21 protein-coding genes are annotated in these 26,582 nt (G+C 67.6%); 13 read left to right on the forward strand and 8 right to left on the reverse strand.

Annotated elements, in window-relative coordinates:
- Positions 1-412 precede the first annotated feature (412 nt).
- Positions 413-736 (forward strand): DUF6457 domain-containing protein, encoded by a 324-nt coding sequence (locus ACTHQX_RS13655; protein ID WP_236805365.1) that lies wholly within the window; start codon positions 413-415, stop codon positions 734-736.
- Positions 737-910: 174 nt separating this feature from the next.
- Here the strand turns inward: ACTHQX_RS13655 and ACTHQX_RS13660 are convergent, their stop codons facing one another.
- Positions 911-2,809 (reverse strand): BCCT family transporter, encoded by a 1,899-nt coding sequence (locus ACTHQX_RS13660; RefSeq protein ID WP_236805364.1) that lies wholly within the window; start codon positions 2,807-2,809, stop codon positions 911-913.
- A gap of 390 nt (positions 2,810-3,199) precedes the next feature.
- On the opposite strand from ACTHQX_RS13660, the gene ACTHQX_RS13665 reads away from it, so the two are divergent.
- Positions 3,200-4,450, forward strand: coding sequence for a macrolide family glycosyltransferase (locus ACTHQX_RS13665; RefSeq protein ID WP_236805363.1), 1,251 nt, complete (start codon positions 3,200-3,202; stop codon positions 4,448-4,450).
- Here ACTHQX_RS13665 and ACTHQX_RS13670 read toward each other — a convergent pair.
- The 3 genes from ACTHQX_RS13670 to ACTHQX_RS13680 all read right to left on the reverse strand — a co-directional run bounded on the left by ACTHQX_RS13670 (position 4,447) and on the right by ACTHQX_RS13680 (position 7,271).
- Complete coding sequence (locus ACTHQX_RS13670; protein ID WP_236805362.1) at positions 4,447-5,253, reverse strand: IclR family transcriptional regulator; 807 nt, start codon at positions 5,251-5,253, stop codon at positions 4,447-4,449. The two genes, ACTHQX_RS13665 and ACTHQX_RS13670, sit on opposite strands and share 4 nt — an antisense overlap.
- A gap of 78 nt (positions 5,254-5,331) precedes the next feature.
- Positions 5,332-5,904: a GNAT family N-acetyltransferase gene (locus ACTHQX_RS13675; protein ID WP_236805361.1), complete on the reverse strand. Its 573-nt coding sequence runs from the start codon at positions 5,902-5,904 to the stop codon at positions 5,332-5,334.
- A 47-nt stretch (positions 5,905-5,951) separates the two neighbouring features.
- Positions 5,952-7,271: a LuxR C-terminal-related transcriptional regulator gene (locus tag ACTHQX_RS13680; protein ID WP_440157903.1), complete on the reverse strand. Its 1,320-nt coding sequence runs from the start codon at positions 7,269-7,271 to the stop codon at positions 5,952-5,954.
- 140 nt (positions 7,272-7,411) lie between these two features.
- Here ACTHQX_RS13680 and hxlB point away from each other — a divergent pair, with 140 nt between their 5' ends.
- Together hxlB and hxlA are read left to right on the forward strand one after the other, a co-directional pair.
- On the forward strand, positions 7,412-8,029 hold the full coding sequence (gene hxlB / locus ACTHQX_RS13685; protein ID WP_236805360.1) for a 6-phospho-3-hexuloisomerase: 618 nt from the start codon (positions 7,412-7,414) through the stop codon (positions 8,027-8,029).
- 77 nt (positions 8,030-8,106) lie between these two features.
- Entirely contained in the window at positions 8,107-8,730 is a 624-nt protein-coding gene (hxlA, locus tag ACTHQX_RS13690; protein WP_236805359.1) for a 3-hexulose-6-phosphate synthase, read from the forward strand.
- Here hxlA and ACTHQX_RS13695 read toward each other — a convergent pair.
- Both ACTHQX_RS13695 and ACTHQX_RS13700 read right to left on the reverse strand, forming a co-directional pair.
- Positions 8,727-11,246, reverse strand: coding sequence for a family 78 glycoside hydrolase catalytic domain (locus tag ACTHQX_RS13695; protein WP_440157790.1), 2,520 nt, complete (start codon positions 11,244-11,246; stop codon positions 8,727-8,729). The two genes, hxlA and ACTHQX_RS13695, sit on opposite strands and share 4 nt — an antisense overlap.
- Before the next feature lie 60 nt (positions 11,247-11,306).
- Complete coding sequence (locus ACTHQX_RS13700; RefSeq protein ID WP_440157791.1) at positions 11,307-12,311, reverse strand: EAL domain-containing protein; 1,005 nt, start codon at positions 12,309-12,311, stop codon at positions 11,307-11,309.
- A 101-nt stretch (positions 12,312-12,412) separates the two neighbouring features.
- Here ACTHQX_RS13700 and ACTHQX_RS13705 point away from each other — a divergent pair, with 101 nt between their 5' ends.
- Positions 12,413-13,057 (forward strand): TetR/AcrR family transcriptional regulator, encoded by a 645-nt coding sequence (locus ACTHQX_RS13705; protein ID WP_440157792.1) that lies wholly within the window; start codon positions 12,413-12,415, stop codon positions 13,055-13,057.
- A 28-nt stretch (positions 13,058-13,085) separates the two neighbouring features.
- Here the strand turns inward: ACTHQX_RS13705 and ACTHQX_RS13710 are convergent, their stop codons facing one another.
- Positions 13,086-13,793 carry a TetR/AcrR family transcriptional regulator gene (locus ACTHQX_RS13710; protein WP_440157904.1) on the reverse strand — a complete coding sequence of 236 codons (708 nt, stop codon included), beginning with the start codon at positions 13,791-13,793 and terminating at the stop codon, positions 13,086-13,088.
- 82 nt (positions 13,794-13,875) lie between these two features.
- On the opposite strand from ACTHQX_RS13710, the gene ACTHQX_RS13715 reads away from it, so the two are divergent.
- A complete protein-coding gene (locus tag ACTHQX_RS13715; RefSeq protein WP_440157793.1) occupies positions 13,876-15,138 on the forward strand; it encodes a glycoside hydrolase family 1 protein in 1,263 nt (420 codons plus the stop codon).
- A 63-nt stretch (positions 15,139-15,201) separates the two neighbouring features.
- Here the strand turns inward: ACTHQX_RS13715 and ACTHQX_RS13720 are convergent, their stop codons facing one another.
- The gene (locus ACTHQX_RS13720) at positions 15,202-16,029 is read right to left on the reverse strand and encodes an IclR family transcriptional regulator (RefSeq protein WP_440157794.1); all 828 of its coding nucleotides are present in this window, start codon (positions 16,027-16,029) and stop codon (positions 15,202-15,204) included.
- Positions 16,030-16,283: 254 nt separating this feature from the next.
- On the opposite strand from ACTHQX_RS13720, the gene ACTHQX_RS13725 reads away from it, so the two are divergent.
- The 7 genes from ACTHQX_RS13725 to ACTHQX_RS13755 all read left to right on the forward strand — a co-directional run bounded on the left by ACTHQX_RS13725 (position 16,284) and on the right by ACTHQX_RS13755 (position 26,545).
- A complete protein-coding gene (locus tag ACTHQX_RS13725; RefSeq protein ID WP_440157795.1) occupies positions 16,284-17,840 on the forward strand; it encodes an ABC transporter substrate-binding protein in 1,557 nt (518 codons plus the stop codon).
- A gap of 73 nt (positions 17,841-17,913) precedes the next feature.
- Entirely contained in the window at positions 17,914-18,855 is a 942-nt protein-coding gene (locus tag ACTHQX_RS13730; RefSeq protein ID WP_440157796.1) for an ABC transporter permease, read from the forward strand.
- Positions 18,852-20,858, forward strand: a complete 2,007-nt coding sequence (locus ACTHQX_RS13735; protein WP_440157797.1) for a dipeptide/oligopeptide/nickel ABC transporter permease/ATP-binding protein — start codon at positions 18,852-18,854, stop codon at positions 20,856-20,858. The genes ACTHQX_RS13730 and ACTHQX_RS13735 overlap by 4 nt, the downstream gene beginning before the upstream one ends.
- Positions 20,855-21,862, forward strand: coding sequence for an oligopeptide/dipeptide ABC transporter ATP-binding protein (locus tag ACTHQX_RS13740; RefSeq protein WP_440157798.1), 1,008 nt, complete (start codon positions 20,855-20,857; stop codon positions 21,860-21,862). Before ACTHQX_RS13735 ends, ACTHQX_RS13740 begins: the two co-directional genes overlap by 4 nt.
- Positions 21,863-21,903: 41 nt before the next feature.
- The gene (locus ACTHQX_RS13745; protein ID WP_440157799.1) at positions 21,904-22,875 is read left to right on the forward strand and encodes an alpha/beta hydrolase fold domain-containing protein; all 972 of its coding nucleotides are present in this window, start codon (positions 21,904-21,906) and stop codon (positions 22,873-22,875) included.
- A gap of 29 nt (positions 22,876-22,904) precedes the next feature.
- Positions 22,905-25,541: a family 78 glycoside hydrolase catalytic domain gene (locus ACTHQX_RS13750; RefSeq protein WP_440157800.1), complete on the forward strand. Its 2,637-nt coding sequence runs from the start codon at positions 22,905-22,907 to the stop codon at positions 25,539-25,541.
- Entirely contained in the window at positions 25,538-26,545 is a 1,008-nt protein-coding gene (locus ACTHQX_RS13755) for an alpha/beta hydrolase fold domain-containing protein (RefSeq protein WP_440157801.1), read from the forward strand. Before ACTHQX_RS13750 ends, ACTHQX_RS13755 begins: the two co-directional genes overlap by 4 nt.
- The last annotated feature ends 37 nt before the right edge of the window (positions 26,546-26,582 follow it).

The following is a 26,582-nucleotide window of genomic DNA, read 5'->3' on the forward strand; positions in this document are numbered from 1 at the left end:
CTCCACCGACACCGGAGCGTCCTTCGCCCTGACAACAACAGCCTTGACTTTATGAACCATGAGTAAGTGTTCCTTTCGGGTTTGCGGCCCGCCACAATCGACCCGTCGCTATCAGCAGCGCTTACGCGCTGCCCTACGAGGGGAGCTGGCGGTTGCCGGAGGTCTCTGGGTGCGGCGTCAGCGGCGCCGCAAGCGGCTGATATGCCATTGGTATGTGTGAGCTAGATAACTGATATATAAGTGATCGTATGCCCCGGACCTTGGCTCCGTCAACGTATCTGGGGAGCGGCGCAGACCTGCGGCAGAGTGTTACGTCGTTGGCAAGTAAAAGCCCGGTGACTTACCGTGGCCATGCCTTGTAGGGTCAGGGAACCAGCTCCAAAAGCGGAAGTGTCCTGTACAAGGAGAGATCATGGCTGTCGATGATGAGATGCAGATCCTGGGCGAGTGGTGCGAGCAGTTAGCGAGGGCGTTGCAGATCCCGGATCTCGACGTCGATCAAGAGCTGCTGCTGGATCTGGCAAGGAAATCTGCCGATTCAGTAATTCATGCTGCAGCACCGGTGACAGCCTTCATGGTGGGCTACGTGGCCGGACAGGAAGCCGGAACGGGAAACGCTGGTTCTGAGGCGTCCAGGGCGGCGACCGTCCGGGCCGCAGGCATCGCGTTCGGGCTGTGCGAGCAGCGAGCCGGCAGTCAGTCGGTCTCGGGGCCGGAACAGAAGAAGCAGCCGTGATAGTCGCAGTCATCAACGGTGCGTTCTTTGTCCGCTTCCGTTTCAGCGTGTGTGATTGTGGACGTCGATGCCATACGGGATGCCTTTCCTAGGGCAGCGAGTGCGTTTCTATTAGAGGACAAGCGGTAGGGCGGCCTGCCCCCGGTCGTTTCGGGAGCAGGCCGCCCTCTGTACTCAGTGCTGCTTGTCCCCTCCGGGCTCAAGCTCATTCTTGGCGCACCGTTCATCACATTCGTGTTTGGTCACCAGATCGAACTGGACGCCGCCGTGCTGTTCCACCCCACTGCGAATGGAGCGCTCGACGACGGACGTCACCAACCGCGCGCGCAGCGACAGCGGGTCCCGGCGCAGGTCCCTCGTGAGGGCAAAGCACATCAGGAACATCACCACCACGAAGGGCAGGGCTGACACGATGGTGATCCGCTGCAGTCCGGCGAGCGCCTCGGCAGGCTTGTCGCCGCCGGCGAGGAGCATCACTGCGGCAACGGCTCCCGTAAGGGCACCCCAGAAGATGACGACTCCGCGGCGTGGTTCTTCTGCGCCGTCGGAGCTGAGTGACCCCATCACGATGGAGGCCGCATCGGCGCCGGTGACGAAGAAGATGGCCACCAGGACCATCGCCAGGACGGCGACCGCGCCGGCAATGGCATTGGGCAGGGGGAGGTGGTGGAGCAGGTCGAACAGGGCACCGTCGAAGGAAATCGAGGGAGCCCCGTCGACGATCTTGGCCAGGCCATCGCCGGTGTCCGGGGTGGCGTCTGCGGTGGCCTGGATGTTGATGGCGGCCCCGCCGAAGATGCCGAACCAGATGACGCTGACGATGCTGGGGACCAGCAGGACGCCGGTGACGAACTGGCGGATGGTGCGGCCGCGGCTGATGCGGGCGATGAACAGGCCAACGAAGGGCGTCCAGGAGACCCACCAGGCCCAGTAGAAAATGGTCCAGCCGGACATCCACGTGCGCAGGGCGTCATCGCCGACAGCCTCAGTCCGGGAGGCCATCTCGGCCAGGTCCCGTGCATAGTCGCCGACTGCGGCCGGGATCAGGTTAAGGATGAAGAGCGTCGGCCCCGCCACGAACACGATGACGGCCAGGACTGCAGCCAGGACCATATTGATGTTGGACAGCCACTGGATGCCGCGGCTGATGCCGGAAACCGCCGAGGCCACGAAGCAGGCTGTGAGCACGGCAACGATGACCACCAGCACAGGAGTGGCAAGCTGGCCGTTGATCCAGCCGTTGGACGCCATTCCGCTGCCGATCTGCAGCGCACCAAGACCCAGCGACGCGGCGGTGCCGAAAAGTGTGGCGAAGATGGCCAGCATGTTGATGACCTTGCCGATGGGACCTTCCACCCTGCGGATGCCGAACAGCGACGTGAAGACGCTGGAAATGAGCTGTTTGCGGCCAAGGCGGTACGTTCCGTAGGCCATGGCAACGCCCACCACCGCGTACATGGCCCATGGGTGCAGGGTCCAGTGGAAGATCGAGGTTGCCATCGCCGTCTGGACCGCCGCGGGAGTCTGGCCGTCCACCGTGCCCGGCGGCGGGGAGATGTAGTGATAGAGCGGCTCGGCCACGCCGTAGAACATCAGGCCGATGCCCATGCCGGCCGCGAACATCATCGAGACCCACGAGACCATGGAGTACTCGGGCTTTTCCGCGTCTTTCCCCAGCGGGATGTTCCCGAAGCGGCTGACCGCCAGCCAGAGAACGTAGACCACGAACAGGGAGGAGAGCGCAACGAAGAGCCAGCCCGTGTTCTTCATGACCCAATCAAGGACCACCTGGGAGGTGGTGGCCAGGTTCTCCCTGCCGGCAAATCCCCAGATAACGAATGCCAGCGTGAGCAGTCCGGCGACGCCGAAGACTACCTTGTCGATGCCTCCCTTCCGGAACAGTTGGCTGCTGCGCCGCGCTTCTTCATGTTCTGATTCGGTTTCCCGCAGGGCCTGCAGGATTTGCAGGTCTTCCTGGGGAGGAACAGGCTCTCGTTCCAACGCCGGTTCCGCCCCCGAGGCCCGGTCGTCTTCACTGCTTTCATCGATAGTGACGTCACTATTGATTGTCATGAGGGGTTTCCTTCACTGAATATGAGGGACGGCCCAGCCGTGGCCGTAGGCGGTTACGCCCGGCGTTCGGTTCGGCTCGTCCTCGGAGTCGATGGTCATGACGGTCGCCGTCGACGATCATGACCTCGTGAATGCGGATGGGCAGCTCACCAGAGCGTCTGTCCGACGAGTTCCGCAGTAATCAACACACTTCGCCTTCAGCAACAGAGTGCGCCAGCTCATACGCGTTGTCAAGGATTTTTTATTGCTGACGTCACCTTTTGACAGTGCGACTGTCATGAACAAGCCTGTTGCTTGAAGTGGCCTGCGTTGCGCATAAAGCAATTGCGGGAAAGGCCGTGCGAGGCGCGTACGATGATCCTGTCACTGCCGGGCGGAGGAGTATCTGTCATGCATTTCGCCTTCGTTTGCCTGCCAGCCACGGGCCATGTGAACCCAACGCTGCCTTTGGTCGCAGAGCTGGTTAGGCGGGGCCACCGCGTCACGTATGTCACCTCGGCCAAGTACGCAGCCGCCGTCGAATCTGCCGGGGCCAGCTTCTTCGAGAACGGCGAGGACCTGTCCGCGCAGTTCCCCCGGTTCGGCAATACGGCGCCGGGCAGTCCCGGGGACGACGCCGGCCGGTCGCCTCGGGTGGGCATGCTCGCGGGGCTGGGGGCGGGGATGATGTCTGGACTGCTCGACCGGCTGCTGGAGAGGGCGCGCGAAGATTTTCCCGCCTTGCTGGCCAAGCTCGCTGCCGATCAGCCGGACGCCGTCTGCTACGACGCCATGACCCTCGCCGGGAAGATGGCCGCCATGAAGCTTTCCCTGCCCGACATCGCGTTACTGCCGACCTATGCCACCAACGAACATTTCTCCATGCGGGAGCTGATGCCCACCCGTCCGCCGGCAGAAATGCTGCGGGCCTGGAAACAGGCACGCCAGCTCATCGGGGATTTCGCCGCGGAGCAGGGTCTGGCAGGATTTAACTTCATGGAAGGACCGCCGGCTTCCTTGAACATCTGTTTCATCCCGCGGGAATTCCAGCCCGCAGGAGACACCTTCGATGACCGCTTCCACTTCGTGGGACCCAGCCTTGGCCGGAGGGTGGACGGGGAGGAATGGGAGCCCCGCGTGAAGGAAGGGCCACTGCTGTTCATTTCGCTGGGAACGACGCCGCTGAACGACCGGCCGGATTTCTTCCGTATGTGCCTGGAAGCCTTCGCGGGCACCAAATGGCAGGTGGCCATGGCCATCGGCGACCGAATGGATGGGGCTGAACTGGGGGAGATCCCGGAGAGCGTGGAGGTCCGGCCTTTCTTCCCACAGCTGGATGTTCTGCGGCATGCCGATGTGTTCCTCTCCCACACGGGGATGAACTCGACCATGGAGGCGCTGTATCTGGCCGTCCCCATCGTGGCGTTTCCGCTGCAGCCGGAACAGGAGGCCAATGCGCGCCGCGTCGAGGACCTGGGGCTGGGACGCCGCCTTCCCACGGACGCCGTCACGCCACAGCTGATCCACGACGTCGTGACGGACGTCAGCCGGGACCAAGGGATCCGGAGCGCCGTTGCGGCGATGAGCCAACGCGTCGGCAGCTCTGGCGGGGCAGCGGCAGCCGCCGACGCCATGGAGCAGTACCTGAGCGCCCCAGCCTAACGCCGCGTGTAGCCCATGTTGGCGCTGATCCGCTGGCCAGCCTGGCCCAGGCCCTCGATGAGGCCGGGTGTCTTTTTGGGGTCGAAGCGGAAGGCCGGGCCGGAGATGCTGACCGCCCCGATCGCCGTTCCCAGGTGGTTGTAGACGGGCACCGCCATGGAGTTCAGCCCTATTTCGAACTCTTCGAGGGTCACCGCGTAGCCGTTGTGGACGACGTCGATCAGCTGCTTTTCGAGCTTGTCCCGCTTGGTGATGGTCCGCGGTGTCCGGGCCGGCAGTCCTGTCTCTTTCAGGATGCGCTCACGTTCGTCTGCGGTCAGCGCTGCCAGCAGGACCTTCCCGCTCGACGTCGCGTGCAAGGGCGTCAGGCTTCCCACCCAGTCGAAGGTGGCCAGGGTTGACGGCCCCATGGCCTGGTCTACGTTGACGGCATAATTGGAGCGCAGGACGGCGAGGTTGACGGTTTCCTTGAATTCCTCGGCCAGGTTTTCGAGTACCGGGCGCGCCTCGCGGACCAGGCTAAGCCGGCCGGGAATGGAACTGGCCAGGCGAAGGATGCCGAATCCCAGCTGATACTTGCCCCGTTCGCTGTTCTGGTGAACCATCTCCCTGACTACGAGCGAACCGAGCAGCCTCGAAACGGTGGACTTGTGAATGCCCATTTCCCCGGCGATTTCGCTCACGCCTGCATGGCCGTCGCGGGCCAGTATCTCCAGCACAGCGAGAGCCCTGTCGACGGACTGGACGCCGCCCTGGCCGCCCTCACCCTCGGCATCGGAATCAAGGACATTATTCGAAGCCATGACCTGATCCTATGCTGGGAAGTGTGACGGAGCCGACATCGCGTCAAGCCGGGTAACGGCGTCGGGCGCCATGCCCAATCAGCCCAGCTCAAGGCGCATGAGTACCCGCGGGAAGCCGTTGAGGACGGAGTCCGTCTCCGCGGCCTTGGTGAAACCGGCCTCCTCAAATAGTTTGCGGGTGCCCACGTAGGCCATGGTCAGGTCCACCTTCTTGCCCCCGTTGTCCACCGGATAACCCTCAATGGCGGGCGCGCCGTAGGAGCGCGCAAAGTCGACGGCGCCCTGCAGCAGCCGATGGGAGAGTCCCTTTCCCCGATGCCCAGGCCGGACCCGGATGCACCACACCGACCAGACGTCCAGATCGTCCACGTGGGGGATCCGGCGGTTGCGGGCGAAGCTGGTATCGGCGCGGGGATGGACACCCGCCCACCCAACTGCCTCGCCGCCGTCGTATGCCAGCACCCCGGGCGGCGGATCCTGTGTGAGCAGTTCCTGGACCAGCTCCCCGCGGGCGGTGGCCCGAAGCTCCACGTTCTGCTTTGACGGGATGCGGTAGCTGAGGCACCAGCACACCGTTGCGTCCGGCCGCTTGGGCCCGAGCACCGCTTTCACGTCCTCAAACTGCGTCGCCGGACGAATTTCGATCGCCATGCCGCCACCCTGTCACCGGTTTACGGAGGGGACAAGCTGCAGTTTCCCTAGCGCAGGCCGTTGCTGTGCGCCAGGGCGATCGCTTCGGTGCGCGACGTGGCGCCGAGCTTGCGATAGATGTTGCGGAGATGAAACTTCACCGTGTTCTCGCTGACGTGCAGCTTTGCCGCGATCGCCCGGTTGCGCTGCCCGGCCGCGAGCAGCTGCAGCACCTCGAGTTCGCGATCGCCCAGGTTCCAGGCGGCGACGTCGGGCAGCTTGCGCCCGGGCGGGTCCAGCGGCAGGGCGACTGCGACGTCGGCACCCCAGCCCTGCATCAGGTCAATCGTCATCCGGCCGTCCAGGACCTCCACGCGTTGCGCCAGGCGGGCGATGCTGGGGGCCTCGGCCGAAAGGCTGCCCAGGCCGTCATCGCGCACGTTGATGAGGAGGTTCTCGCCGTCACAGTCCCACTGGGTGCGGATGCGCCGCACGTCCGGCTGTTCAACCATTGCCAGCACGAGGCCCCGGACGATTGCCCTGGCAGCATGCGCAACTTCCCCGGGAAGTGCCCGGCCATTGACCGGCGGCTCGATGAACTGGACGTCGATGCCGCTGAAGTGCATGAGCGGGCGAAGATCCTCACGGAGGCGCTGGAACGCCGTGGCAACAGGTTCTTCGACGAGTTCGGTGGTGCGGTCGTTCAACGTCCGCAGTTCCACGAGGGCCTTGGCGGCGACGTCCGTGGCGGACTTCCGTGCCACCTCGTCAGCCAAGGAGGGGGAGCGCAGCGCGGCGAGCAGGGTCTCCAGCGTCGTCGAATGCCGGTCCACCAGCTCCGCCGTCACCCTGACCCGTTCGGCGGACGCCGCCCGGGACTCGATGAGGTACGACGGCGGTGCATCCGCCACCTTTTCGCGGATCCGCTCGGCCGCGAGGGTCCACAGGTAGCGGACCAGCCACGGCACCGGAACTTCCTGCCCGGAAGGTCCCGCTCCGGCTTCGCCCGCCGCCGGCTGGGGATCGACCAGAACCAGAAGAGCATTTGTGGGTGAGGGGAGGGCGATGACAGGGCGCTCCTGCCCGCCGATCGGTGTCCGGCCATGCCACGTTTCGCTTCCTGAAAGTGCCGCCCTGATGGCGTCCAGTTCGGCGATGGACACCTGGCTGATGACGGCCTCGTCGCCGGACTTCTTCTGCGGCCGGCCTGTGCAGTCTTCGGTAAAGATCACCAGGGCGCTGCTCCGCAGGTAGGGGAGCGTGGCCTGGTGCAAGCGCTGGGCAATCTGGGACAGCGGAGCGGCCGACAGCCGCGTGATCGCCCCAAGCAGGGGCTTCAGGCCTTCGGCGGTCTCGGGCGCGGCGGGCGTAACGGTGGCTTCGGTGATGGCGGACACCCGTCCATTGTAGGGGAATCTGTGGCGATGCCTATCCCTTTGGGTGGGTCAAACCGTCCGATCATGCCGTGGTGCCCACCCGATTGGCGTTCGAAGATGGAAGGGCAACATCGTCCCGAAGGAGGTAACCCTTGAGTGTCATCACAGACACCGTTCCCGCCACGCCGGCAGGAACGTCCACCGCAGTTCCGGCAGCATCGGTCACCAGGAACCAGCTCCTGGTCCTGGATGAGATCCAGCGGACCGCCGCCCGGGTGGATCCGGAGCAGGTTGCCGCCCTGGCTTCGGAAATCAAGGATGCAGAACGGATCTTCGTCACAGGCGCAGGCCGCAGCGGCCTCGTCCTGAAGATGGCCGCCATGAGGCTCATGCACCTGGGGCTGACGGTGCACGTGGTGGGCGAGACCACCGCGCCCGCCATCCGCACCGGGGATGTCCTGCTCGCTGCCTCCGGTTCCGGCACGACGTCGAGCGTCGTGAAGGCAGCGCAGACCGCCGCCGCGCAGCGCGCTCGGGTAGCTGTGTACACCACCAACCCCGGTTCCCCGCTCGCAGAGGCGGCGTCCGCCGTCGTCGTTATCCCGGGCGTGCAGAAGACGGACCACGGGTCGGGCGCCTCGCGCCAGTACTCAGGGAGCCTGTTCGAACAGGTGCTGTTCACCACTACCGAGGCAGTATTCCAAAGCCTCTGGGAAGAGGATGCTGCTGCTGCGGAAGACCTCTGGCTGCGCCACGCAAACCTCGAGTAGCCCTGCGGGTTCCGAACCCGGCTAGCCCATTACGCCACCAATCCACCAAAAACCCTCGCAAACCAAGGAAGAAACACATGAAACTGCAAGTCGCAATCGACCTCCTCACCACCGAAGCCGCCCTCGAACTTGCCGGCAAGGTCGCCGAGCACGTGGACATCATCGAGCTCGGCACGCCCCTGGTGAAGAGCGAAGGGCTTTCCGCCATTACCGCCATCAAGAACGCCCACCCGGACAAGATCGTTTTCGCGGACCTCAAGACGATGGACGCCGGCGAACTCGAAGCCGACATCGCCTTCAAGGCCGGCGCCGACCTGATCACCGTGCTGGGTGCCGCCGACGACTCCACCATCGCCGGTGCCGTCAAGGCGGCCAAAGCCCACAGCAAGGGCGTCGTTGTGGACCTGATCGGTGTCGAGGACAAGGTGACCCGTGCCAAGGAAGTCCGGGCCCTGGGCGCGAAGTTCGTCGAGATGCACGCCGGCCTGGATGAGCAGGCCAAGCCCGGTTTCGACCTGAACGTGCTGCTGAGCGCCGGCGAGGAAGCCCGCGTCCCGTTCTCCGTCGCCGGTGGCGTGAACCTCTCCACGATCGAAGCCGTCCAGCGGGCGGGCGCCGATGTGGCCGTCGCCGGCGGTGCCATCTACAGCGCCGCTGACCCGGAGCTGGCCGCCAAGGAACTGCGCGCGGCCATCATCTAAGTCCGGTCCAGCTGCAGGGAGGGCGTGCCGGAACGAGCCGTGTTTAGGCGAGTTTCGGTGCGCCCTGCCAGCCGGCAGGAAAATTGACGCCTTCCTCCGAACATTGGACTGCTGCTGCCGTCCGGAAGTTCGACGGCGGCCCGAACGCCGTCGGGCAGGTCCACTTCGAGCGTGAACTGGCTGTGCTCAAGCGTCCAGGAAACGCTGATGCGGCCCTGGGGAGTGACGACGGCGGCGCTCGCCGACGTGATTCCGCCGCCGGGCTGCGGGGCGATGGTCACCCTCCGGTAGGCGGTCTCCTCCGGTGCCGGATCCTCCGGCAGGCGGATGCCGGCCAGGTGGGTGTACAGGAACGCCCCCACCGCACCCTTGCTGTAATGGTTCAGGGAACCGCGGGCTCCCTGCTCCGTCACCCCGTCCCACCACTCCCACATGGTGGTGGCACCGGCCTCCAGCATTCCCAGCCAGGAAGGTGTCCCGGTGGAGAGCAGCAGCTCGTAGGCGACATCCAGGTAACCGTGGTCCGCAAGGACGGGCAGCAGCAGCCCAGTGGCCAGGAATCCGGTGCCGAGCCGGTTCCCGTTGCCGCCGATTAGCTCCACCAGCCGGGCCGCCGTCCGGTGCGTAAGCGCTTCCGGCACCAGCCCGAACGCCAGGGCACGAACATAGTGCCCCTGGGACTCCTCGCCCAGGATGCCGTTTTCGTCCAAATATTCGGTCCGCCAGGCGGCCTGCACCTGCTCCGCCAGGACTTCATAGTGTGCGGCCGCGGCCGCGTCCCCCAGCACCTTGGCGGTACGGGCCAGGACACTGGCGGAGCGGAACAGGTAGGCCGTGGCAACGATCCCGTGGTCCCGCGACGGGTCCGGGTTGGGCGGGCTGTCCGGCTCGAGCCACTCCCCGAAATGGAAGCCGGTGTCCCACAGGAACCCCTCATGCGCCAGCGGCACGGGACGCCGGCCGGACCGTTCCGGATGGCGGGCACCGGCTGCCGCCGCGGCTGCGTAGTCGACCCATCCGCGCATGGACGGGAACGCCCGGGCCAGCGCCGGCTTGTCCCCGTAAGCCCGCCAGAGGGACCACGGGACGAGCACGGCGGCATCACCCCAGCCCGCAGAGCCCGCGGCCATGTCTTCGAAGGCGTTGCCGGAGGGGCCGTCGCCGGCGGGATTGGGCACGACGGTGGGCACCCGCCCGTCCGGCCACTGGTCGGCAGCGAGATCCCTCAGCCACTTTTCGCTGAACGCGGCCACATCGAACATCAGGGCCGCCGTGTCCACAAAAACCTGCCAGTCGCCCGTGAAGCCCGACCTCTCCCGTTGCGGACAGTCGGTGGGGACGTCGCAGGCATTGCCGCGGAAGCTCCAGGAGATGGCGTCATGCAGGGCGTTCAGCCGCGGATCGCTGCATTCAAACCAGCCCGAGCGGTCGAGGGGTGAATGCACCACCACGGCGGTGATGTCCTCCGCGGTGAGGCTCCCGGGCTGGCCCTCGACCTGGACGTAGCGGAAGCCGTGGGTGGTGTGCCGGGGTTCGAAGACGTCCCCGGGCCGGCCGGCAGAGACAGCCTCGTCCACCTGTCCGGCGGGAAGTGGCGTCTTGGTGGCGAAGTTGAAGGCGCGGATGTTCGCCGTGGCAACCAGGCCGTCCTTGTCCAGGACTTCGCCGTGCCGGAGGACCGTCCGTGTCCCTTCCGGCCCCAGGCTGCCCAGCCGGACCCAGCCGTTGATGTTCTGCCCGAAATCGACGACGGTGATGCCCGGTTCCGGGGTTGCCACCGAGACGGGCCTCAGCTCCTCGATGCGCCGTGCCGGCGGCGAGACCGGCAGGACCAGCCGGGAGCGGTCCTCATGCAGCGGACCGGCTGGCCGGGCCACCGGAACCCAGCCCTCCGCCGTCGTTCCCGCTGTCCCGGCATCGCCAGGGCCGGCATCGCCGGACGGGCTGAGCCAGGCGGGCTCCTTGCGGCGGAAATCGGTGGTCTGCCCGTCCATCAGGTCGGCGCGGGTGATGTGGCTTTCGCGGCAGAGCCAGCTGTCGCCGGTGCTGAGGAAGGTCTGCGTGGCGGGGGTGTTGGTGACCGACGCCAGGAAGGCGGTCTCGGTGCCGAAGCCGTCCGGCCGGCGCTCGAAGCCGTGCCGGCCCCGGAACCACCCGTCCGAGAGCAGGGCGGCAACGACGTTTGGGCCGCTGACCAGCAGTTCGGTGATGTCCCACCGCTGCACCTGGAGCCGCTTCCGGTAGGACGTGAAGCCGGGGGTCAGTTCGTCCTCGCCAACTCGCGTTCCGTTGACGAAGAGCTCGTAGATGCCGTGGGCGGTGGCATGCACAACAACGCGTTCGTCGTCAGCGTTCGGGGCGTCCGGGTTCTGGTTGGCGGCAGTCCGGTCGAAGGTGCCACGGAGCCAGTACGCGGGCCGGCTGCCGGCTTCCGTGCAGCCCGTCTCAGCAGGGGAAATCCAGGCGGCATCACGCAGCGAATTCTGGACGGAGGTGTGCGAAGCAGCGGCAGTCACGGTTTCTCCTTGAAAAGTGTGCTCAAAGAGTATCCGATTAAAACCGAGTACGCACTGTTTTTATCCGCGGTCCTCCACCGGGTCAGTTTTGCCGGTCCACGCGGCCCAGTCGCGGGGATCAACCGATGGCCTGCCGAGCAGATAGCCCTGGCCTCTGGTGATTCCCAGTTCCACAACGGCGGCGAGCTCCTCTGCGCTTTCGATTCCCTCTGCCGACAGCGTCGCGCCGGTCTGCTCGGCCAGGGCAAAAACGAAGGGGGGTGCAGCAGGCTGGTGTCCTGAAGCGGCGGCACCGGCGAGGAAGTCGCAGTCGACTTTGATGATGTCGGGTAGTAGATGGAGGATTTGCTTCGCCGAGGTGGCCGCCGGTCCGGAGCCGTCCACGGCAAGACGCACACCGTCCTGGCGCAGCGGGCTCAGGACCGTGGTGAGGGCCGTCAGGTCGCGGTCCGATATGTCGCCCATGATTTCGATGACCATCCGCTCCGGGTCGACGGTCCCTCCCAGTATCAGTGCCTGGACGCGGGGATCGGCGCAGGCGGTGGGGCTGAGGTTGACTGACGCGAAAAGGTGGGGCGGAATTTCTCCTGCCGCGGAAAGGGCGAGGTGCAGGGCTGCGATTTCCAGGTCGGGCCCCAGCCCCATGGCCGCGGCTCCCCGGAACCAGACGTCCGGGCTGGTCCCTTCGTGGCTGACGAACCGCGCCAGCGCCTCAACGCCGATCACTTCTCCGCCCGGCAGTTGCCTGATGGGCTGGAAGGCCGTCAGCAGCATTCTCTTTGCCGGTGCGGCCGGGGTGTTCGCGGGAGGATCCTCGGCTGAATCCTCGTGTGAGGAAGCGGGGACGTTCCTGGTGCTGATCAGGTGGTGCAGCAGCGCCTGTTCGGGGTCGTCCATGTGGGCCGCCAGCAGGTGGAGCAGTTGCTCCCTGGCCCAGGCCTTCTGCGGATCGGAGTCTGCCAGCACATCGCTGATGATCTCCAGCACCTGGCGCCGGAGCGTTTCCCCGTCCACGTTGCGGAACAGTTCCGGTGTATGTTCACCGTCCGGAGGCGACTCGTCCATGGCCTTCACACTACTCCTCGGTAGTTGATGCCGCGATCGAGGGGTGTGGCCCTTGCGGCCGTCCTTTACGTTGACGCACTGCGGGCCGTTACCCTGAAGCGGTGCGGACGAGGCGAAAAACAGGCAGCTACGAGGTAGGCAGGGCCAAACGCGCGGAGATTCTGGATGCCGCCACGCGGCTCTTTGCCGCTTCGGGTTACCACCGGGTGCCGTTGGCGCAGGTAGCTGCCGACGTCGGGCTCAGCGAAAGCGGCCTGCTCCACCACTTCCGCTCCAAGAAGCACCTCCTGCTGGCGGTCGCCGAGCGGCGGCTGGAGCAGACTGCGCTGTGGTGGAGCTCCGTCCAGGCCGAGGGCGGGGACGATCCGCATGAACTGTTCCGGTCCATGGTGGAATCCACGCGCAGGCTGGTGGCCGAGCCGGGGCTGATCGAGTTATTCGTGCTGGTTTCGGCCGAAGCCGCTGACCCGTCCACCCCCGCCCACCAGCTGTACGGCAAGTGGTATGAGCAGGCAGTTAACGAGACCGCGGCGCTCCTCGTCCGCGGGGTGGAGCGCGGCTTCTTCCGGCCGGATACCGATGCCCAGGCCATCGCACGGGAAATTATCGCCGTCAGCGACGGGCTGCAGCTGCAATGGGTTCTCTCCGGAGGCAGGCTGGATCTGGTCGAGGGGATCCGGGACTACGCCCGCCGGCTGGCCCGCTCGGTTCTGGTAAACGGGGACGACGGCGAACCAAGCCTCTGAGGGGCCGGAAACCCAGGCGCCATGCGCCCTAGTCTCCGGGCGCCTTAATCAGCCGCATGAACCCTTCCAGGTGCGCGGCCATGTCCACGGACTCGTCGTACAGCCATGCCAGCTGGACGCCTTCGATGAGCGCGGCGACCTGCCGGGCCAGCACCGCGGGGTCGAGGCCGGAGGCAATGCGGCCCGCGGCAACCTCCCGCTCGATCTCGGCATGCAGTGAGCGGATGATTTCCTCGTCGCGGCGCCGGATGAAGCCGTGGGCCGGGTGGTCCGGGCGGACGGCCTCGGCGCGCAGGGTGGCATCCAGCTGGATTACTCCGCGAATGCCTGCGTTGCGGCGCATGACCTCCGGCACCGTTCCGAGCAGGCCCTGCTCCGCCAGCAGGGTGCGCCGCCAGGGGCCTTCCTGCTCCTCGCGCCGGACCAGGACGGCCTCCAGCAGTGCATCCTTGCTCCCGAAGTGGTGCAGCAGGGCTGTGTGGCTGGTTCCGATTTCCTCTGCGATCTGGCGGATCGACAGGCGCTGGAAGCCCTTCTCGGCGAACACGGCTAAGGCCGAATCCACCAGCTCGGCCCGCTTGCGCTCGCCGTTGGCGTAGGGCGCCCGCCGGCCGCTGCGCGCCGGCTGCCGCGCCGCCGTCGTCTCCGTCGTCTCCGTCACGCTCCGCCTCCTCCCGGCCGTGGCCGCCGTGGCCAAAGTCTTGCCTTCCATGAGATTACCAAGTTTCTTTTCCACTTTGGTCAAGAAATTTTCCTCAAAGTATTCCAACTTGGAAAATGTTTGTCTACAGTGAAGGTCAACCACGGAAAGGAACACCATGACCGACCTCCAGCACTTCCCCGACACCTTCCTCTGGGGTGTGGCCACCGCGGCCCACCAGGTGGAGGGGAACAACACCAACAGCGACACATGGCTCCTCGAACACCTCCCCGGCACGATCTTCGCCGAGCCCTCCGGTGACGCGATCGACCATTACCACCGCTACCGCGAGGACATCGCGCTGATCGCCTCGCTCGGGTTCACCACCTACCGCTTCTCGCTGGAATGGGCGCGCATCGAACCCGAGGAAGGGCACTTCTCCGTGGCCGAACTGGACCACTACCGGCGGGTGCTGGAAACCTGCCATGAGCACGGGCTGACGCCGGTGGTCACCTTCCACCACTTCACCTCGCCGCGCTGGCTTCTCGCTGCGGGCGGCTGGGAGGATGAAGCCACGCCGGAACGCTTCGCGCGCTACTGCAGCCGCGTCACCGAGCACCTCGGCGACCTCATCGGCGTGGCGTGCACGCTCAACGAACCCAACCTGCCGTGGCTGCTCAAGGCCCTCGGCATCGGCGGCGAGCCGGCCGACCGCCGTGCGGACGTGCCGCTCTGGGCTGCGGCCGCCGGGCGCCTGGGCATCGAGGCGGCCAGGGTCGCGCCCTTCCAGTTCACCGTGTCCGACGCCGGGTTCGACATCAAGCTCGCGGCCCACCAGGCCGGCCGCGACGCCATCAAGGCCCTGCGGCCGGAGCTGCCGGTCGGCTGGACCCTCGCCAACTCCGACATCCAGGCGGCCGAGGGCGGCCGGCAGGTGGCGGACCAGGTCCGCCGGGACGTCAACGAACGCTTCCTCGAAGCCTCCCGCGGCGATGACTTCGTGGGCATCCAGACCTACGGCCGGACCGTGTTCGGTCCCGACGGCGTGGCCCCGGCCCCCGAAGGTGCTCCCGTCAACGCGATGGGGGAGGAGATCTATCCGCAGGCCCTCGAGGTGACCATCCGCGAGGCCCACCGGATCGCCAACATCCCCGTCATGGTCACCGAGAACGGGCTGGCCACCGACGACGACACGCAGCGGGTCGAGTACCTCCGCACGGCCGTTGCCGGCGTCTCCGCGTGCCTCGCCGACGGCATCGACGTCCGCGGCTACATCGCCTGGACCGCGTTCGACAACTTCGAGTGGATCTTCGGCTACGCACCCAAGTTCGGCCTCATCGCCGTCGACCGCACTACCCAGGAACGCACGCCCAAGCCCAGCGCGCACTGGCTCGGCGGCGTGGCCCGCGCCGCCCAGGAGCGGCTCACCGCGGTGGGCTGAAACAGCCCCAACAAAGGCACGACGGCGGTCCGCACAGAAAGTGCGGGCCGCCGTCGGCCGTGGTTAAGGCCTTGCCGGGATCCCCAAGGTGGGCTGCGCATTGTAGCCCAGGTTTCGCGAGACGGCCCTGGCCGTCGCCTGGACGGCCGGTGCCAGGACGTTGGGGGGAGTGGCGCCGTCGGGAACCACGATGGAAAGTGCCGCGGCCACGGAGCCGTCAGCGTCAAAAATGGGCGAGGCGACGGACACCGTGAGGGACGGCGCGGACCTCCTGATCATCGCGACGCCGGTCCGCCGGACGTCGGACAGCGTCCGCCTCAGCTGCCCCTCCGGCATGGCGTCCACCCCGGGCTCGGCGTCCGGCGGCTGCCGGATGACCGTTTCCTGGAATGCCGCATCGGCTCCCGCCAGCAGCACCAGGCCCACCGCCGTCGACCTCAGCGGCGCCCGGCCGCCCACCCGGTACGCCACCTCGGTGGCCTCCTTCGAGGACAGCCGTTCGATCAGCACGGCCTCGCTTTTGTCCCGGACGGCCAGCAGCACGTGGTGCCGGGTGACGGCGAAAAGGTCCTCGAGGTACGGCAGGGCGATCTCCCGGACGCCGTGCCCGCGCGGCGACAGGGACGCCACCTCCCACAGCCGCACGCCCACCACGTACCGCCCGTCCTCGAGCCGCTCCAGCGCGCCCCACGCCACCAGCCGGGCGATGAGGCGCAGCGCCGTCGGCGCCGGCATGCCCGCGTGGCGGGCCATCTCGGACAGCGTCAAAGCCCGACGGCGGTCGGTGAAGACGGCGAGCAGGCTCAGTGCCCGGTCAATCACCGGTTCGCCCTGCTTGGGGCGCTTGCCGCGCTGGGGGGCCTCCGCTTGCGGTCCTGGTTCTTCCGCCACTGCCATCCCTTCATTTTGTTATCGACTCGTTCAGCTGCCCGAGTGACCAGCACCACAATATCGTTTCAACCAATGAAATTCCCGTGGGGCCAGTGAGGCGGTCCAAAGGATTCTTGAAGAAGCCGGTCACCGGAAGCCATCTGACGAGAGGGCGCCGACCGAACGGCCCGTGATGTGGTCGATGCCGACCGCGGCGGGCCCCGGCCCCCAGATGTTGATTCCCGTTCGTCATCGAGAATGCAAAGGCGCACCACATGAAACTTCTTTCCACCCCTGCCCGCCGGAGCGCGGCCATCCTGGCCGGTGTGCTCCTCATGAGCTCGCTCACCGCCTGCGGCGGCGGGACCCAGGCGGCATCCACCGTGAACAAGGACGCCCTGACCATCGCGGTGGACAGCGACTCGGCCTCCTTCGGGTTCGATCCGCTGCGTGTTGCCGACGCGCAGCGCCAGTTCTTCGAAGGCCTTTACGAGAACCTCATGACCCTGCAGCCGGACGGTTCCGTGGCACCAGGCCTGGCCAAGGAGTTCAGCTACAGCGCGGACAACACGGTCCTGACGCTGACCCTCAAGGAGGGCGTCACCTTCACGGACGGCTCCACCCTGGACGCGGCACTCGTCAAGGCGAACCTCGACCGCCGCAGCGACCCGGCGCTCAGTGCCTACTCGGCGATTACCAAGGGCGCCGCGCAGGAAGTGACCTCGGTGACCGCGGTCAGCCCCATGAAGGTGGCCATCAAGTTCGCCAAGCCGCAGCCAGGATTCGAAAAGAACCTCACCGGCACCATGGGCATGATCGTCGGCAAGACGGCCACCGCCAAGAGCGCCAGCCTCGCCGCCACCCCGGACGGCTCGGGCCCCTACACCCTTGACGCCACCGGGACGGTGAAGGGCAACAAGTACGTGTTCACCAAGAATGAGAAGTACTCGGATGCCGCCAAGTACCCCTACAAGAAGATCACCTTCACCGTCATCCAGGACCCCCAGGCCCGCGCCAACGCGCTGGTTTCCGGCCAGGCCGACGTCGCGGCGCTCACCTCCCCGACAGTTGACTTCGCCGAGTCCAAGGGGCTCGGTGTGTCCCAGATCGGTGGAACCCTGCACACCATGGTCTCCTTCGACAAGATCGGCAAGACCTCCCCGGCCTTTGCCAAGGAGAAGGTCCGCCAGGCATTCCAGTACGCCATCAACCGCCAGGCCCTCGTGGATGCCCTGCACAAGGGAGACATTGCGGCGTGGAACGCCCTGCCAAAGGATTCGGCCGGGTACACCGAGGAACTGAACACCCGGTTCGCCTACGACCCGGCCAAGGCCAAGAGCCTCCTGGCTGAGGCCGGCTACGCCAACGGCTTCGAGTTCACCATTGTGGGCAGCGCCGAAACCCAGACCGACCTGCAGGCCGTCCAAAAGGACCTGGCCGCCGTCGGAATCAAGATGAACATCAAGATGGCCAGTTCTACGGACGAAGCCTTCGCGGCAGTGGCTACCACTCCCCTCGGTTACGCCGCACTCGGCTGGGACAACCCGGTGGGCCTGATGTACGGCGTGGTCCTGAACGGATTCACCAACGTGCAGAAGGCCACTGATGAGCAGTTGAGCGCCGCCACCGGCGAGGCAGCAGCCGCGAAGGACGACGCCGCAAAGAAGACCGCGCTGACCAAGCTGAACACGCGCCTGGTGGAATCCGGCTGGATGATCCCGCTCTACGAGTCCCTCACCAACCAGGGCTACAACACCAAGAAGGTCCAGCAGGTGAAGTTCGCCGGTACCAACGCCTACCCGCTGCTCTCCTCCTACGCCCCCACCAACTGATCCATCCACCGGCCGGACGTCTTCCCCGCACGGAAGACGTCCGGCCGGACACCTGACCAATGGAGGTCTTCCCATGGCAATGTTCATCGCCAAGCGCCTGCTGATGGCGTTCGCCACCGTGCTGGTGGTCGCGGTGCTGGCATTCCTGCTGGTCCACGCCATGCCCGGCAGCCCGGGCGCCGTGTCGCTCGGCGCAGGCGCGGCGCAGGAAGCCATCGACGAGGTCAACCAGCGGCTCGGCTGGAATGATCCCCTCGTGGTCCAGTTCTTCCGCTGGCTCGGCGACGCCGTCCAGGGCAACCTCGGGACCTCCCTGATTGACGGAAGGTCGGTGAGCGCCGACCTCGCCAGCCGCCTTCCGGTCACGGCATCACTTGCCGCCGGCGCCACGGTGCTCAGCGCCGTCCTCGGGATCGGACTGGGCGTCACCGCAGCCGTGCACGGCGGCCTGGCAGACCGCATTGTGGGCGGCGTGGTCGGTCTCCTGGTGGCCCTCCCCGCCTTCTGGATCGGCATCATCTTCGTCTACCTGTTCGCCGTCCAGTCGTCGGTGTTTCCCGCCACCGGCTACGTTCCCTTCGAGGTCTCGCCGCAGGACTGGGCGCTGTCCCTGGCTTTGCCCGTCATCACCCTCGCCGTCGGCGGGGCGGCCTTCATCGCCCGGCAGACCAGGGCCTCCATGCTTGAGGCCCTCCAGCAGGAACACATCCGTACCCTGCGGGCCACGGCCACCCCCACGTGGAAGATCCTCTACGTCCACGCGCTGCGCTACGCCAGCCTGCCCATCGTTGCCGGCATTGCGCTGCAGTTCATCGGCCTGTTCGGCGGCTCCGTTATCGCGGAGCAGCTGTTCGCGATGCCGGGCCTCGGCCAGGCAGTCCAGTCCTCGGTCAACACCCATGACGCCCCGGCAGTCCAGGGCGTGGTCGTCATCGCCACGGTTGTGGTGGTTGCCGTGAACCTGGTCCTCGAACTCGCCACCAAATTCCTTGACCCGAAGTTGCGTGCCTCATGATCCCCTCCATTGCACCCACTGCAGCCCCGCGGAAGACCGCCCTGGCTAAGTTCTTCGGGCACCGGCTCCTCGCCTCCCCCGGCGGCCTGGCCGGCACAGTCTGGCTCGCCGCCCTGGTGGCCGCTTCCCTCACCGCATCCTGGTGGCTGCCGTACAAGACCGAGGACCAGGACTTCACAGCAGTCCTCTCCGGCCCCACCGCCGCCCACTGGCTGGGCGCGGACGAACTCGGCCGTGACCTGCTCAGCCGTATTTTCGCCTCAGCCGCCGGAACCCTGGGGACGTCGTTCATCACGGTGCTTGTCGGCGTCGGGCTTGGGACCATCCTGGCCATGGCCGCCGCTGCCGCCGGCGACCGCGCCGAAGGGGTCATCAGCAGGGTCACCGAAATTATGATGTCGCTGCCCGGCACCGTCATCATCCTGGCCGTCATCGGAGCCGTGGGGACGAACATCCCGCTGATTATGGCCATCCTCGGCGTCCTCATGTCGGCCGGCATCTACCGGGTGATGCTGGGCCAGGCCAAGTCGCTGCAGTCCCAGCTCTACGTGGACGCGGCGAAGGTCGACGGCGTCGGCACACTGGGCATCAGCGTCCGCCACGTGCTCCCCGGACTGACCAACACCATCGTGGTGCAGTCGGCCCTGATCTTCGCCGTCGGCATGCTGATCCAGGCGGGCCTGGCGTTCATCGGCTTCGGCCCACCCATTCCCGAGCCGAGCTGGGGCGGCATGATCCAGAGCGCCTCCCAGCACGTCTACGACGCGCCCTGGCTCATGGTTCCCAGCGGCGCGGTGCTGGCCCTGACTGTCCTTTCCGCCAACGCGATCGGCAACGCCCTGGGCAAGTCCCCGAACGCCGCCGCATCACACCTGCCCTCGGCGGCCATCCGGCGCAAGCGCGCCGCCGATGCGGCAGCTGGCGCGGCCGCCGCACCCGCCGTCGAAAGCCTGCCCGCTGCCGGCCGGCTCAGCGTCCGCGGCCTCTCCGTAGGGGTCGACGGCGGCACCCCGCTGGTCACGGACGTAACCTTCGACGTCGCACCGGGCACTGTGCTGGGGCTCGTCGGCGAATCCGGCTGCGGCAAGACGATGACCGCGCTGTCCCTGCTCGGGCTGCTGCCATCCGGCGTTTCGGTCACCGGCGGCCAGATCCTCTGGAACGGCAGGAACCTCGCGTCGGCCACCGAGAAGGACCTGGAGGGCATCCGGGGCCGCGACATCGCTCTCATCTCGCAGGAACCGATGCGGGCCCTGGACCCCATGTTCACCGTGGGTTACCAGCTGACCGCCGCCATCCGCCGGCTGGGGAAGGCCGGAAAGGCCGAAGCCGGGGCCCAGGCGCTGGGCCTCCTGGAAAAGGTGGGCATCGTCGACGCCGGGCGCATCCTCAAGGCGTACCCGCACCAGATCTCCGGCGGCATGGCCCAGCGTGTGGCCATCGCGCTGGCCCTCTCCGGCAAGCCGCGGCTGCTGGTGGCCGACGAACCCACCACCGCCCTCGACGTCACGGTGCAGGCCGAGATCCTCTCGCTGCTGCGCTCGCTGGTGAAGGACACCGGCATGTCCGTGGTGATGGTGACCCACGACCTCGGAGTGGTCGCGGACATCTGCGACAACGTCGCCGTCATGTACGCGGGCCAGGTGGTGGAGAGCGGCCGGACCGCCGGCATCCTGGACAACCCGCGCCACCCGTACACCCTCGCGCTGCTGGCGGCCGACCCGCACGCCAACACCGCCTCCGACATGCCGGAACGGCTGGCCACCATCAAGGGCCAGGTCCCGCAGCCCAAGGACTGGCCCGCCGGCTGCCGCTTCGCCGCCCGCTGCCAGTTCGCCGGCTCCGCCTGCACAACCCCGGTGCCGCTGCTGCCCTCCGGCTCGGAGGACGGCGAGGTCCGCTGCGTCAAGGCGGACGAGCTGGCCGTGGAGGGCCTTGAATGGGTTGCCACCGAAGTGCCCACGCACCGCGTACTCGAGATCGTTGAAAAGGACATGGCATGAGCATCAGCACCGTAGAACGCGAGGACGCCGAAGCTCTGCTGCCCGCCCCCGCCATGCTGGAGGTCAAGAACCTAACGGTCCGCTACGGCCGCGGCCGCAAGGCAGCCTCGGCCCCGGCCGCGGTGGACGGGGTGAGCTTCACCATCCGCCCCGGCGAAACCGTCGGCCTGGTGGGGGAGTCCGGTTCCGGGAAGTCCACCATCGGCAAGGCAATCCTGGGCCTGCAGAACGTGTCCGGCGGCTCCATCAGCTTCCAGGGCAGCGACATCACCCATGCCAGCTCCACCCGCCGGCAGGAACTCGGCGGCGATTTGCGGGCCGTCTTCCAGGATCCCAACTCCTCACTCAACCCGCGGAAGACCATCGGGGCCTCGCTGGCCGAACCGCTGCGGGTCCGCGGCGTCGCGGCCGCAGAGGCACGGACCCGGGCCGGGGACATGCTGGAACGGGTGGGGCTTCCCCGCGACGCCGTGGACCGGTACCCCAGCCAGTTCTCCGGCGGCCAGCGCCAGCGCATCTCTGTGGCGCGTGCCCTGATCTGCGAACCGCAGCTCGTGGTCTGCGACGAGGCGGTGAGCGCCCTGGACCTCTCCACCCAGGCCCAGGTGCTGAACCTCCTCGCCGACCTGCGGGATGAGCGCGGCCTGAGCTACCTGTTCATCGCGCACGACATCGCGGTGGTGCAGTTCCTGGCGCAGCGCGTGGTGGTGCTCTACCGCGGCCAGGTCATGGAGGCAGGGCCGGCCGCCGCTGTCACCGAAAACCCGAGGCACCCGTTCACCCAGGCCCTGGTTGCGGCGTCCCCGGTGTCACGTCCCGCGGAGCAGGCCGAACGGCGGAAGGTACGCGAGTCGCTCGGCGTCCGGACGGCCGCCGCCGTGGCCGCCTCGGCGGGCGGCTGCCCGTTCAGCCAGCGCTGCCCGCTCGCCACCGACCTGTGCACCGCCGAACGCCCTGCCCTGCGCACGGTGGGCCAGTCCGACGTCGCCTGCCACTACGCCTGAACCGCTTTGACCACCAACCGCAAGACTTCAAGGAGTGCCGAGTGACCCCGGAAACCGTGACCGCTGATGAAGCAACTACCCGCCGCATGCCCGCCCCGCCGCCGTTTCCCGCCTTCCAGACGCCCGGCACACCCGAGGAAGTCTCCGGGCACTCGCTGGTGCACCGCGAGCTCAACTACGCGATCGCCGTCGGCTTCCGCCGCCTCTCCATGGACGTCTGGCTCCCGCGCAACACCGGCGGCGCCCCGGTCCCGGTGGTGGTGTGGATCCATGGCGGAGCCTTCCAGCTCGGCGACCGCCGCGAACTGCCGCCGACGTACGAGCCCGATTCGGTGTTCCGCCTCCTGAACGAGGCCGGCATCGCGTGCGCCACGGTGGATTACCGGCATGCCCTGGAGGCGCCGTTCCCCGCCCAGCTCCACGACATCAAGGCCGCCGTGCGGTACCTCCGGCACCACGCCGACGTGCTGGGCATCGATCCCGGACGCATTGGCGCGTGGGGCGAGTCAGCGGGCGGCCACCTCGCCGCGCTGCTCGGCCTGACGGGCAGCCGGGAGGACCTGGAGGGAGGCCTCGGCGTCCAGGGGCAGCCCAGCTCGGTGGGCGCCGTCGTCGACTTCTACGGCGTCTCCTCGCTCACACAGATGCCGCCGATGGAGGCAACAACCAGCTTCATGAGCGGCCCGCTGCTCGCGGCGGTGCCGGACGGCGTGTCACTGGAACCCGGCCCCATGCTAGTCGGCAACTCACACGATCCGGCCCTGCTGGATGCCGCCAGCCCGCTCGGCTACGTCACCGCCGGCGCCCCGCCCTTCCTGCTCATCCACGGTGACAGCGACGGCCTGGTCCCGCTCGCGCAAAGCGAACTCCTGGCCGATGCGCTGGCCAACGTTGGCGCTCAGCAGGAACTCATCGCCGTCGAAGGCGGCGACCACTGCTTCTTCTTCGCCGAAGACCATCTGGACCGCATTCTGGAAACCGCCGTCTCCTTCTTCACGAGGGAACTCACTTAGCCATGACAACCACTACAGGAGCCACCCCAATGACCACCCCTTCCGCCCTCCGCTTCGAGCACCACGAGGAGCCCTTCGGCATTGGTAAGGACCGGCCCCGGCTGTCCTGGCAGGTCCGAACCGACGCTCCGGGCTGGGTGCAGAAGGCCTACGAACTCGAGCTGGGCCCGGCCGAGGGCACCCTGGTCAGTTACGGGCGGGTTGACTCCACGGAGCAGCTCCTGCAGCCGTGGCCGGCGGCGCCGCTGGCCAGCCGTGAGCGTGTCGCGGCCCGGGTCCGGGTCTGGGGCAATGACGACGCCGGGCCCTCCGCCTGGAGCCCGGTCGCCTTTGTGGAGGCCGGACTGTTGAACGGAGACGACTGGCACGCGTCCATGATCCGCCCCGGCTGGGAAGACGACAGCGCGGCACCCGAACCGGCAGCCCGCCTCAGCCGCACCTTCGAAGTCACCGGGCCGGTGGCCTCCGCACGCCTGTACGCCAGTGCGCACGGCATCTACGTCGCGTCCATCAACGGCCGGCGCGTGGGCCGGGACCTCCTCGCCCCCGGCTGGACCAGCTACCACCACCGCCTCCGGTACCAGACCTACGACGTGGCCGAATACCTCCGGCAGGGCACCAACGTGATCGGCTTCGAGGTGGCCGACGGCTGGTGGCGCGGCCAGCTCGGCTTCCAGGAGAAGCGCAATACGTACGGAAACCGCACCGGCGTGATCGGCCAGCTGGAACTGCGCGACGCGGACGGGCAGCTGACCGTGCTGGGTACCGATGACTCCTGGCTGGCCGGCCGCGGCCCCGTTGTGGCCGCCGGCCTGTACGAGGGGGAAACGTACGACGCGCGGCTGGCCGACGCCGGCTGGGCCGGAGCTGGAGCCTCGGCGGCCGGTGAGGGCGGCGCCCGGCTGGAGCCCGCCGTCGTCGACCACTTCGACACAGCGCTCCTGGTGGCACCCGACGGGCCCGCGGTCCGCGCCACCGAGGAGCTGCCCGTACGCGAAATGCTGTCCACGCCGTCCGGAAAGACCATCCTGGACTTCGGCCAGAACCTCGTTGGCCATGTCCGGTTCAGCGTACGCGGCGAGGCCGGCACGGAAGTGGTGCTGCGGCACGCCGAGGTGCTGGAGCACGGCGAACTCGGCATGCGGCCGCTCCGGACAGCCATCCAGACGGATACCTATATCCTCCGCGGCTCCGGAACGGAAGAAGTCTGGGCGCCCGAATTCACCATTCACGGCTTCCGCTACGCCGAGGTGAGCGGCTGGCCCGGTGAGCTGGACCCGGAAGCCTTCACCGCCGTCGTGGTCCATTCAGAGCTTAAGCGCACCGGCTTCTTTGAGTGCTCCGAGCCGATGCTGAACCAGCTGCACAGCAACGTGGTGTGGGGCATGCGCGGGAACTTCGTGGATGTGCCCACCGACTGCCCGCAGCGCAACGAACGGCTGGGCTGGACGGGCGACTTCCAGGTGTTCGCGCCCACCGCCTCCTTCCTCTACCGGATTCCCGGCTTCACCACGTCCTGGCTCAAGGACCTGGCCGCTGAACAGGGAACGGACGGGCCGCCGCCGCTGGTGGTCCCCGAGGTGGTCAACGACATGCCACCGTTCCCCACCCGTCCCGTGATGGCCGCCTGGGGTGACGCCGCGGTGCTGGTTCCCTGGGTGATGTACCGCCAGACGGGAGACCTTGAGTTCCTGAGCCGGCAGCTGCCCGGCATGGTGGCGTGGCTCGCCGCAGCGGCAGACGCCGCCGGCCCGGAGCTGCGCTTCGAGCAGGGCTTCCAGTTCGGCGACTGGCTGGATCCGGCGGCGCCGCCGAACAATCCCGGCGCCGCCAGGACCCCCTGGCAGCTGGTGGCCCAGGCCTACCTGGCCTACTCGGCGTCGATCGCGTCGCAGGCCGCGGACCTGCTGGGTGAGGATGGCGAAGCCGTCCGCCTCGCCGAGGTGTCCCGCCAGGCGCGGGCCGTATTCCGCAAGCAGTACATCGCCGACGACGGCAGCCTCCGGCCCGCCACGCAGACCTCCTACGCGCTGGCCCTGCGCTTCGGGCTGCTCGAGCCGGAGGAGCACTCCGCGGCCGGCGAACGGCTGGCCGAAACCGTGGCCGCCGACGGCTACCGGATCGCCACCGGCTTCGTCGGGACACCGCTGGTCACCGACGCGCTGAGCGACGAGGGCCAGGTGGAGGCGGCCTACCGCCTGCTGCTGCAGACCGAGTGCCCGTCCTGGCTGTACCCCGTCACGATGGGCGCCACCACCATCTGGGAACGCTGGGACTCCATGCTCCCGGACGGCACCATCAACTCCGGCGACATGACCTCCTTCAACCACTACGCGCTCGGCGCCGTGGCCGACTGGATGCACCGCACTGTCGCCGGCCTCGCCCCCGCCGATCTCGCCGGCCGGAAACTGCTGGTCCGGCCTCTGCCCGGCGGCGGTCTGACCTGGGCAGCCGCCCGGCACGAGACCCCGTACGGCGAGGCGGCGGTGCGCTGGGAGCACGACGGCGGCACCTTCACCCTGTCCCTCACGGTCCCTGCCGGCTGCACGGCCTCGGTGCACCTGCCGGGCGGCTCGGCGGCAGTGGAGGTTGGGTCCGGGACGCACTCCTTCAGCTGCGACCTGGCTTCGGCTGAGGGAGCTCCGCAACTGTCGGTATCGCCATGACGGAGGCGGGCACGGCCCTGGATCCGGAGCTGGCCGGTCTTCTGCACCACCTGGCCGGAGTGGAGTCCGTCCCCGCGCTTCTGACCGAGCCCGGCGGGCCGGAACGGCTGGACGCGTTCTGCGGCGGCCTGCTGCCGTACAGCCCGCCGGACGTCCCTGTCCACGACCTGGAGGTGCCGGGCCCCAACGGCCCGGTGCCGGTCCGGATCTATGGCGCAGGTACCGGCGGCGGTTCACCCGACGGCGGTTCGCCCGCCCTGGTCTGGATGCACGGCGGGAATTTCGCCGTCGGCAGCCTGGACATGCGGGAATCCGACCAGCTGGGACGGGAGGTCGCTGCCAGAAGCGGCGGCGTTGTGGTCTGCGTGGGCTACCGGCTGGCCCTGGACGGCGTCCATTTTCCTGTTCCGCATGAGGACGTGCTGGCAGCCTGGTTCTGGACCAGGAAGCACGCCCGGGAACTCGGCGTTGACCCGTCCCGGATCTGCCTGGGCGGGGCGAGCGTCGGCGGGAACCTGGCCGTCGGCGCGGCCCTGTTCCTCATGGACGCGGGTCTGCAGCTGCCGGCCAAACTCGTGCTCGCGTACCCGTTCCTGCACGGTGAACTGCCGGCCGGACTGCCGTCTATACGTCCGGCCAGCCAGGAACGGGAGGCGCCCGCCATGGATGAGTTGCCGCCGTCCCTCCGGTTCACAGACGAGGACTGCCGGGACATGGTGGAGAACTACATCGGCGGGCCGCTGGCCATGGCGTCGTCGTACGCCATGCCCGGGCACGCCGACCCGGCCGGGCTGCCGCCAGCCGCCGTGCTCGCCTGCGGCCATGACGACCTCCGCTTCTCTGCAGAGGCCTTCGTCGAGGGGCTGCGCGCGGCAGGCATCCCGGTTAATTACAGAGTCGAGCGCGGAGCCACCCACGGCTACCTCAACCACTCCGCGGCGCTGGGGGTGGTCCAGCGCGGCCTGCAGTTCCTGGCTGACCAGCTGGCGCACCGAGGACTTTGACTGACGGACCGGCGCCCAGGCAGACGAGGCCAAAGCC

It is taken from the genome of Arthrobacter sp. SAFR-023 (assembly GCF_051965295.1).
In the GTDB taxonomy this organism is placed as follows: domain Bacteria; phylum Actinomycetota; class Actinomycetes; order Actinomycetales; family Micrococcaceae; genus Arthrobacter.

Excerpts from the sequence above, each read along its gene's own strand:
- ACTHQX_RS13655 (WP_236805365.1), top strand. The coding sequence starts at position 413 with ATGGCTGTCGATGATGAGATGCAGATCCTGGGCGAGTGGTGCGAGCAG.
- ACTHQX_RS13660 (WP_236805364.1), bottom strand. The coding sequence starts at position 2,809 with ATGACAATCAATAGTGACGTCACTATCGATGAAAGCAGTGAAGACGAC.
- ACTHQX_RS13665 (WP_236805363.1), top strand. The coding sequence starts at position 3,200 with ATGCATTTCGCCTTCGTTTGCCTGCCAGCCACGGGCCATGTGAACCCA.
- ACTHQX_RS13670 (WP_236805362.1), bottom strand. The coding sequence starts at position 5,253 with ATGGCTTCGAATAATGTCCTTGATTCCGATGCCGAGGGTGAGGGCGGC.
- ACTHQX_RS13675 (WP_236805361.1), bottom strand. The coding sequence starts at position 5,904 with ATGGCGATCGAAATTCGTCCGGCGACGCAGTTTGAGGACGTGAAAGCG.
- hxlA (WP_236805359.1), top strand. The coding sequence starts at position 8,107 with ATGAAACTGCAAGTCGCAATCGACCTCCTCACCACCGAAGCCGCCCTC.
- ACTHQX_RS13700 (WP_440157791.1), bottom strand. The coding sequence starts at position 12,311 with ATGGACGAGTCGCCTCCGGACGGTGAACATACACCGGAACTGTTCCGC.
- ACTHQX_RS13715 (WP_440157793.1), top strand. The coding sequence starts at position 13,876 with ATGACCGACCTCCAGCACTTCCCCGACACCTTCCTCTGGGGTGTGGCC.
- ACTHQX_RS13725 (WP_440157795.1), top strand. The coding sequence starts at position 16,284 with ATGAAACTTCTTTCCACCCCTGCCCGCCGGAGCGCGGCCATCCTGGCC.
- ACTHQX_RS13730 (WP_440157796.1), top strand. The coding sequence starts at position 17,914 with ATGGCAATGTTCATCGCCAAGCGCCTGCTGATGGCGTTCGCCACCGTG.
- ACTHQX_RS13735 (WP_440157797.1), top strand. The coding sequence starts at position 18,852 with ATGATCCCCTCCATTGCACCCACTGCAGCCCCGCGGAAGACCGCCCTG.
- ACTHQX_RS13740 (WP_440157798.1), top strand. The coding sequence starts at position 20,855 with ATGAGCATCAGCACCGTAGAACGCGAGGACGCCGAAGCTCTGCTGCCC.
- ACTHQX_RS13750 (WP_440157800.1), top strand. The coding sequence starts at position 22,905 with ATGACCACCCCTTCCGCCCTCCGCTTCGAGCACCACGAGGAGCCCTTC.
- ACTHQX_RS13755 (WP_440157801.1), top strand. The coding sequence starts at position 25,538 with ATGACGGAGGCGGGCACGGCCCTGGATCCGGAGCTGGCCGGTCTTCTG.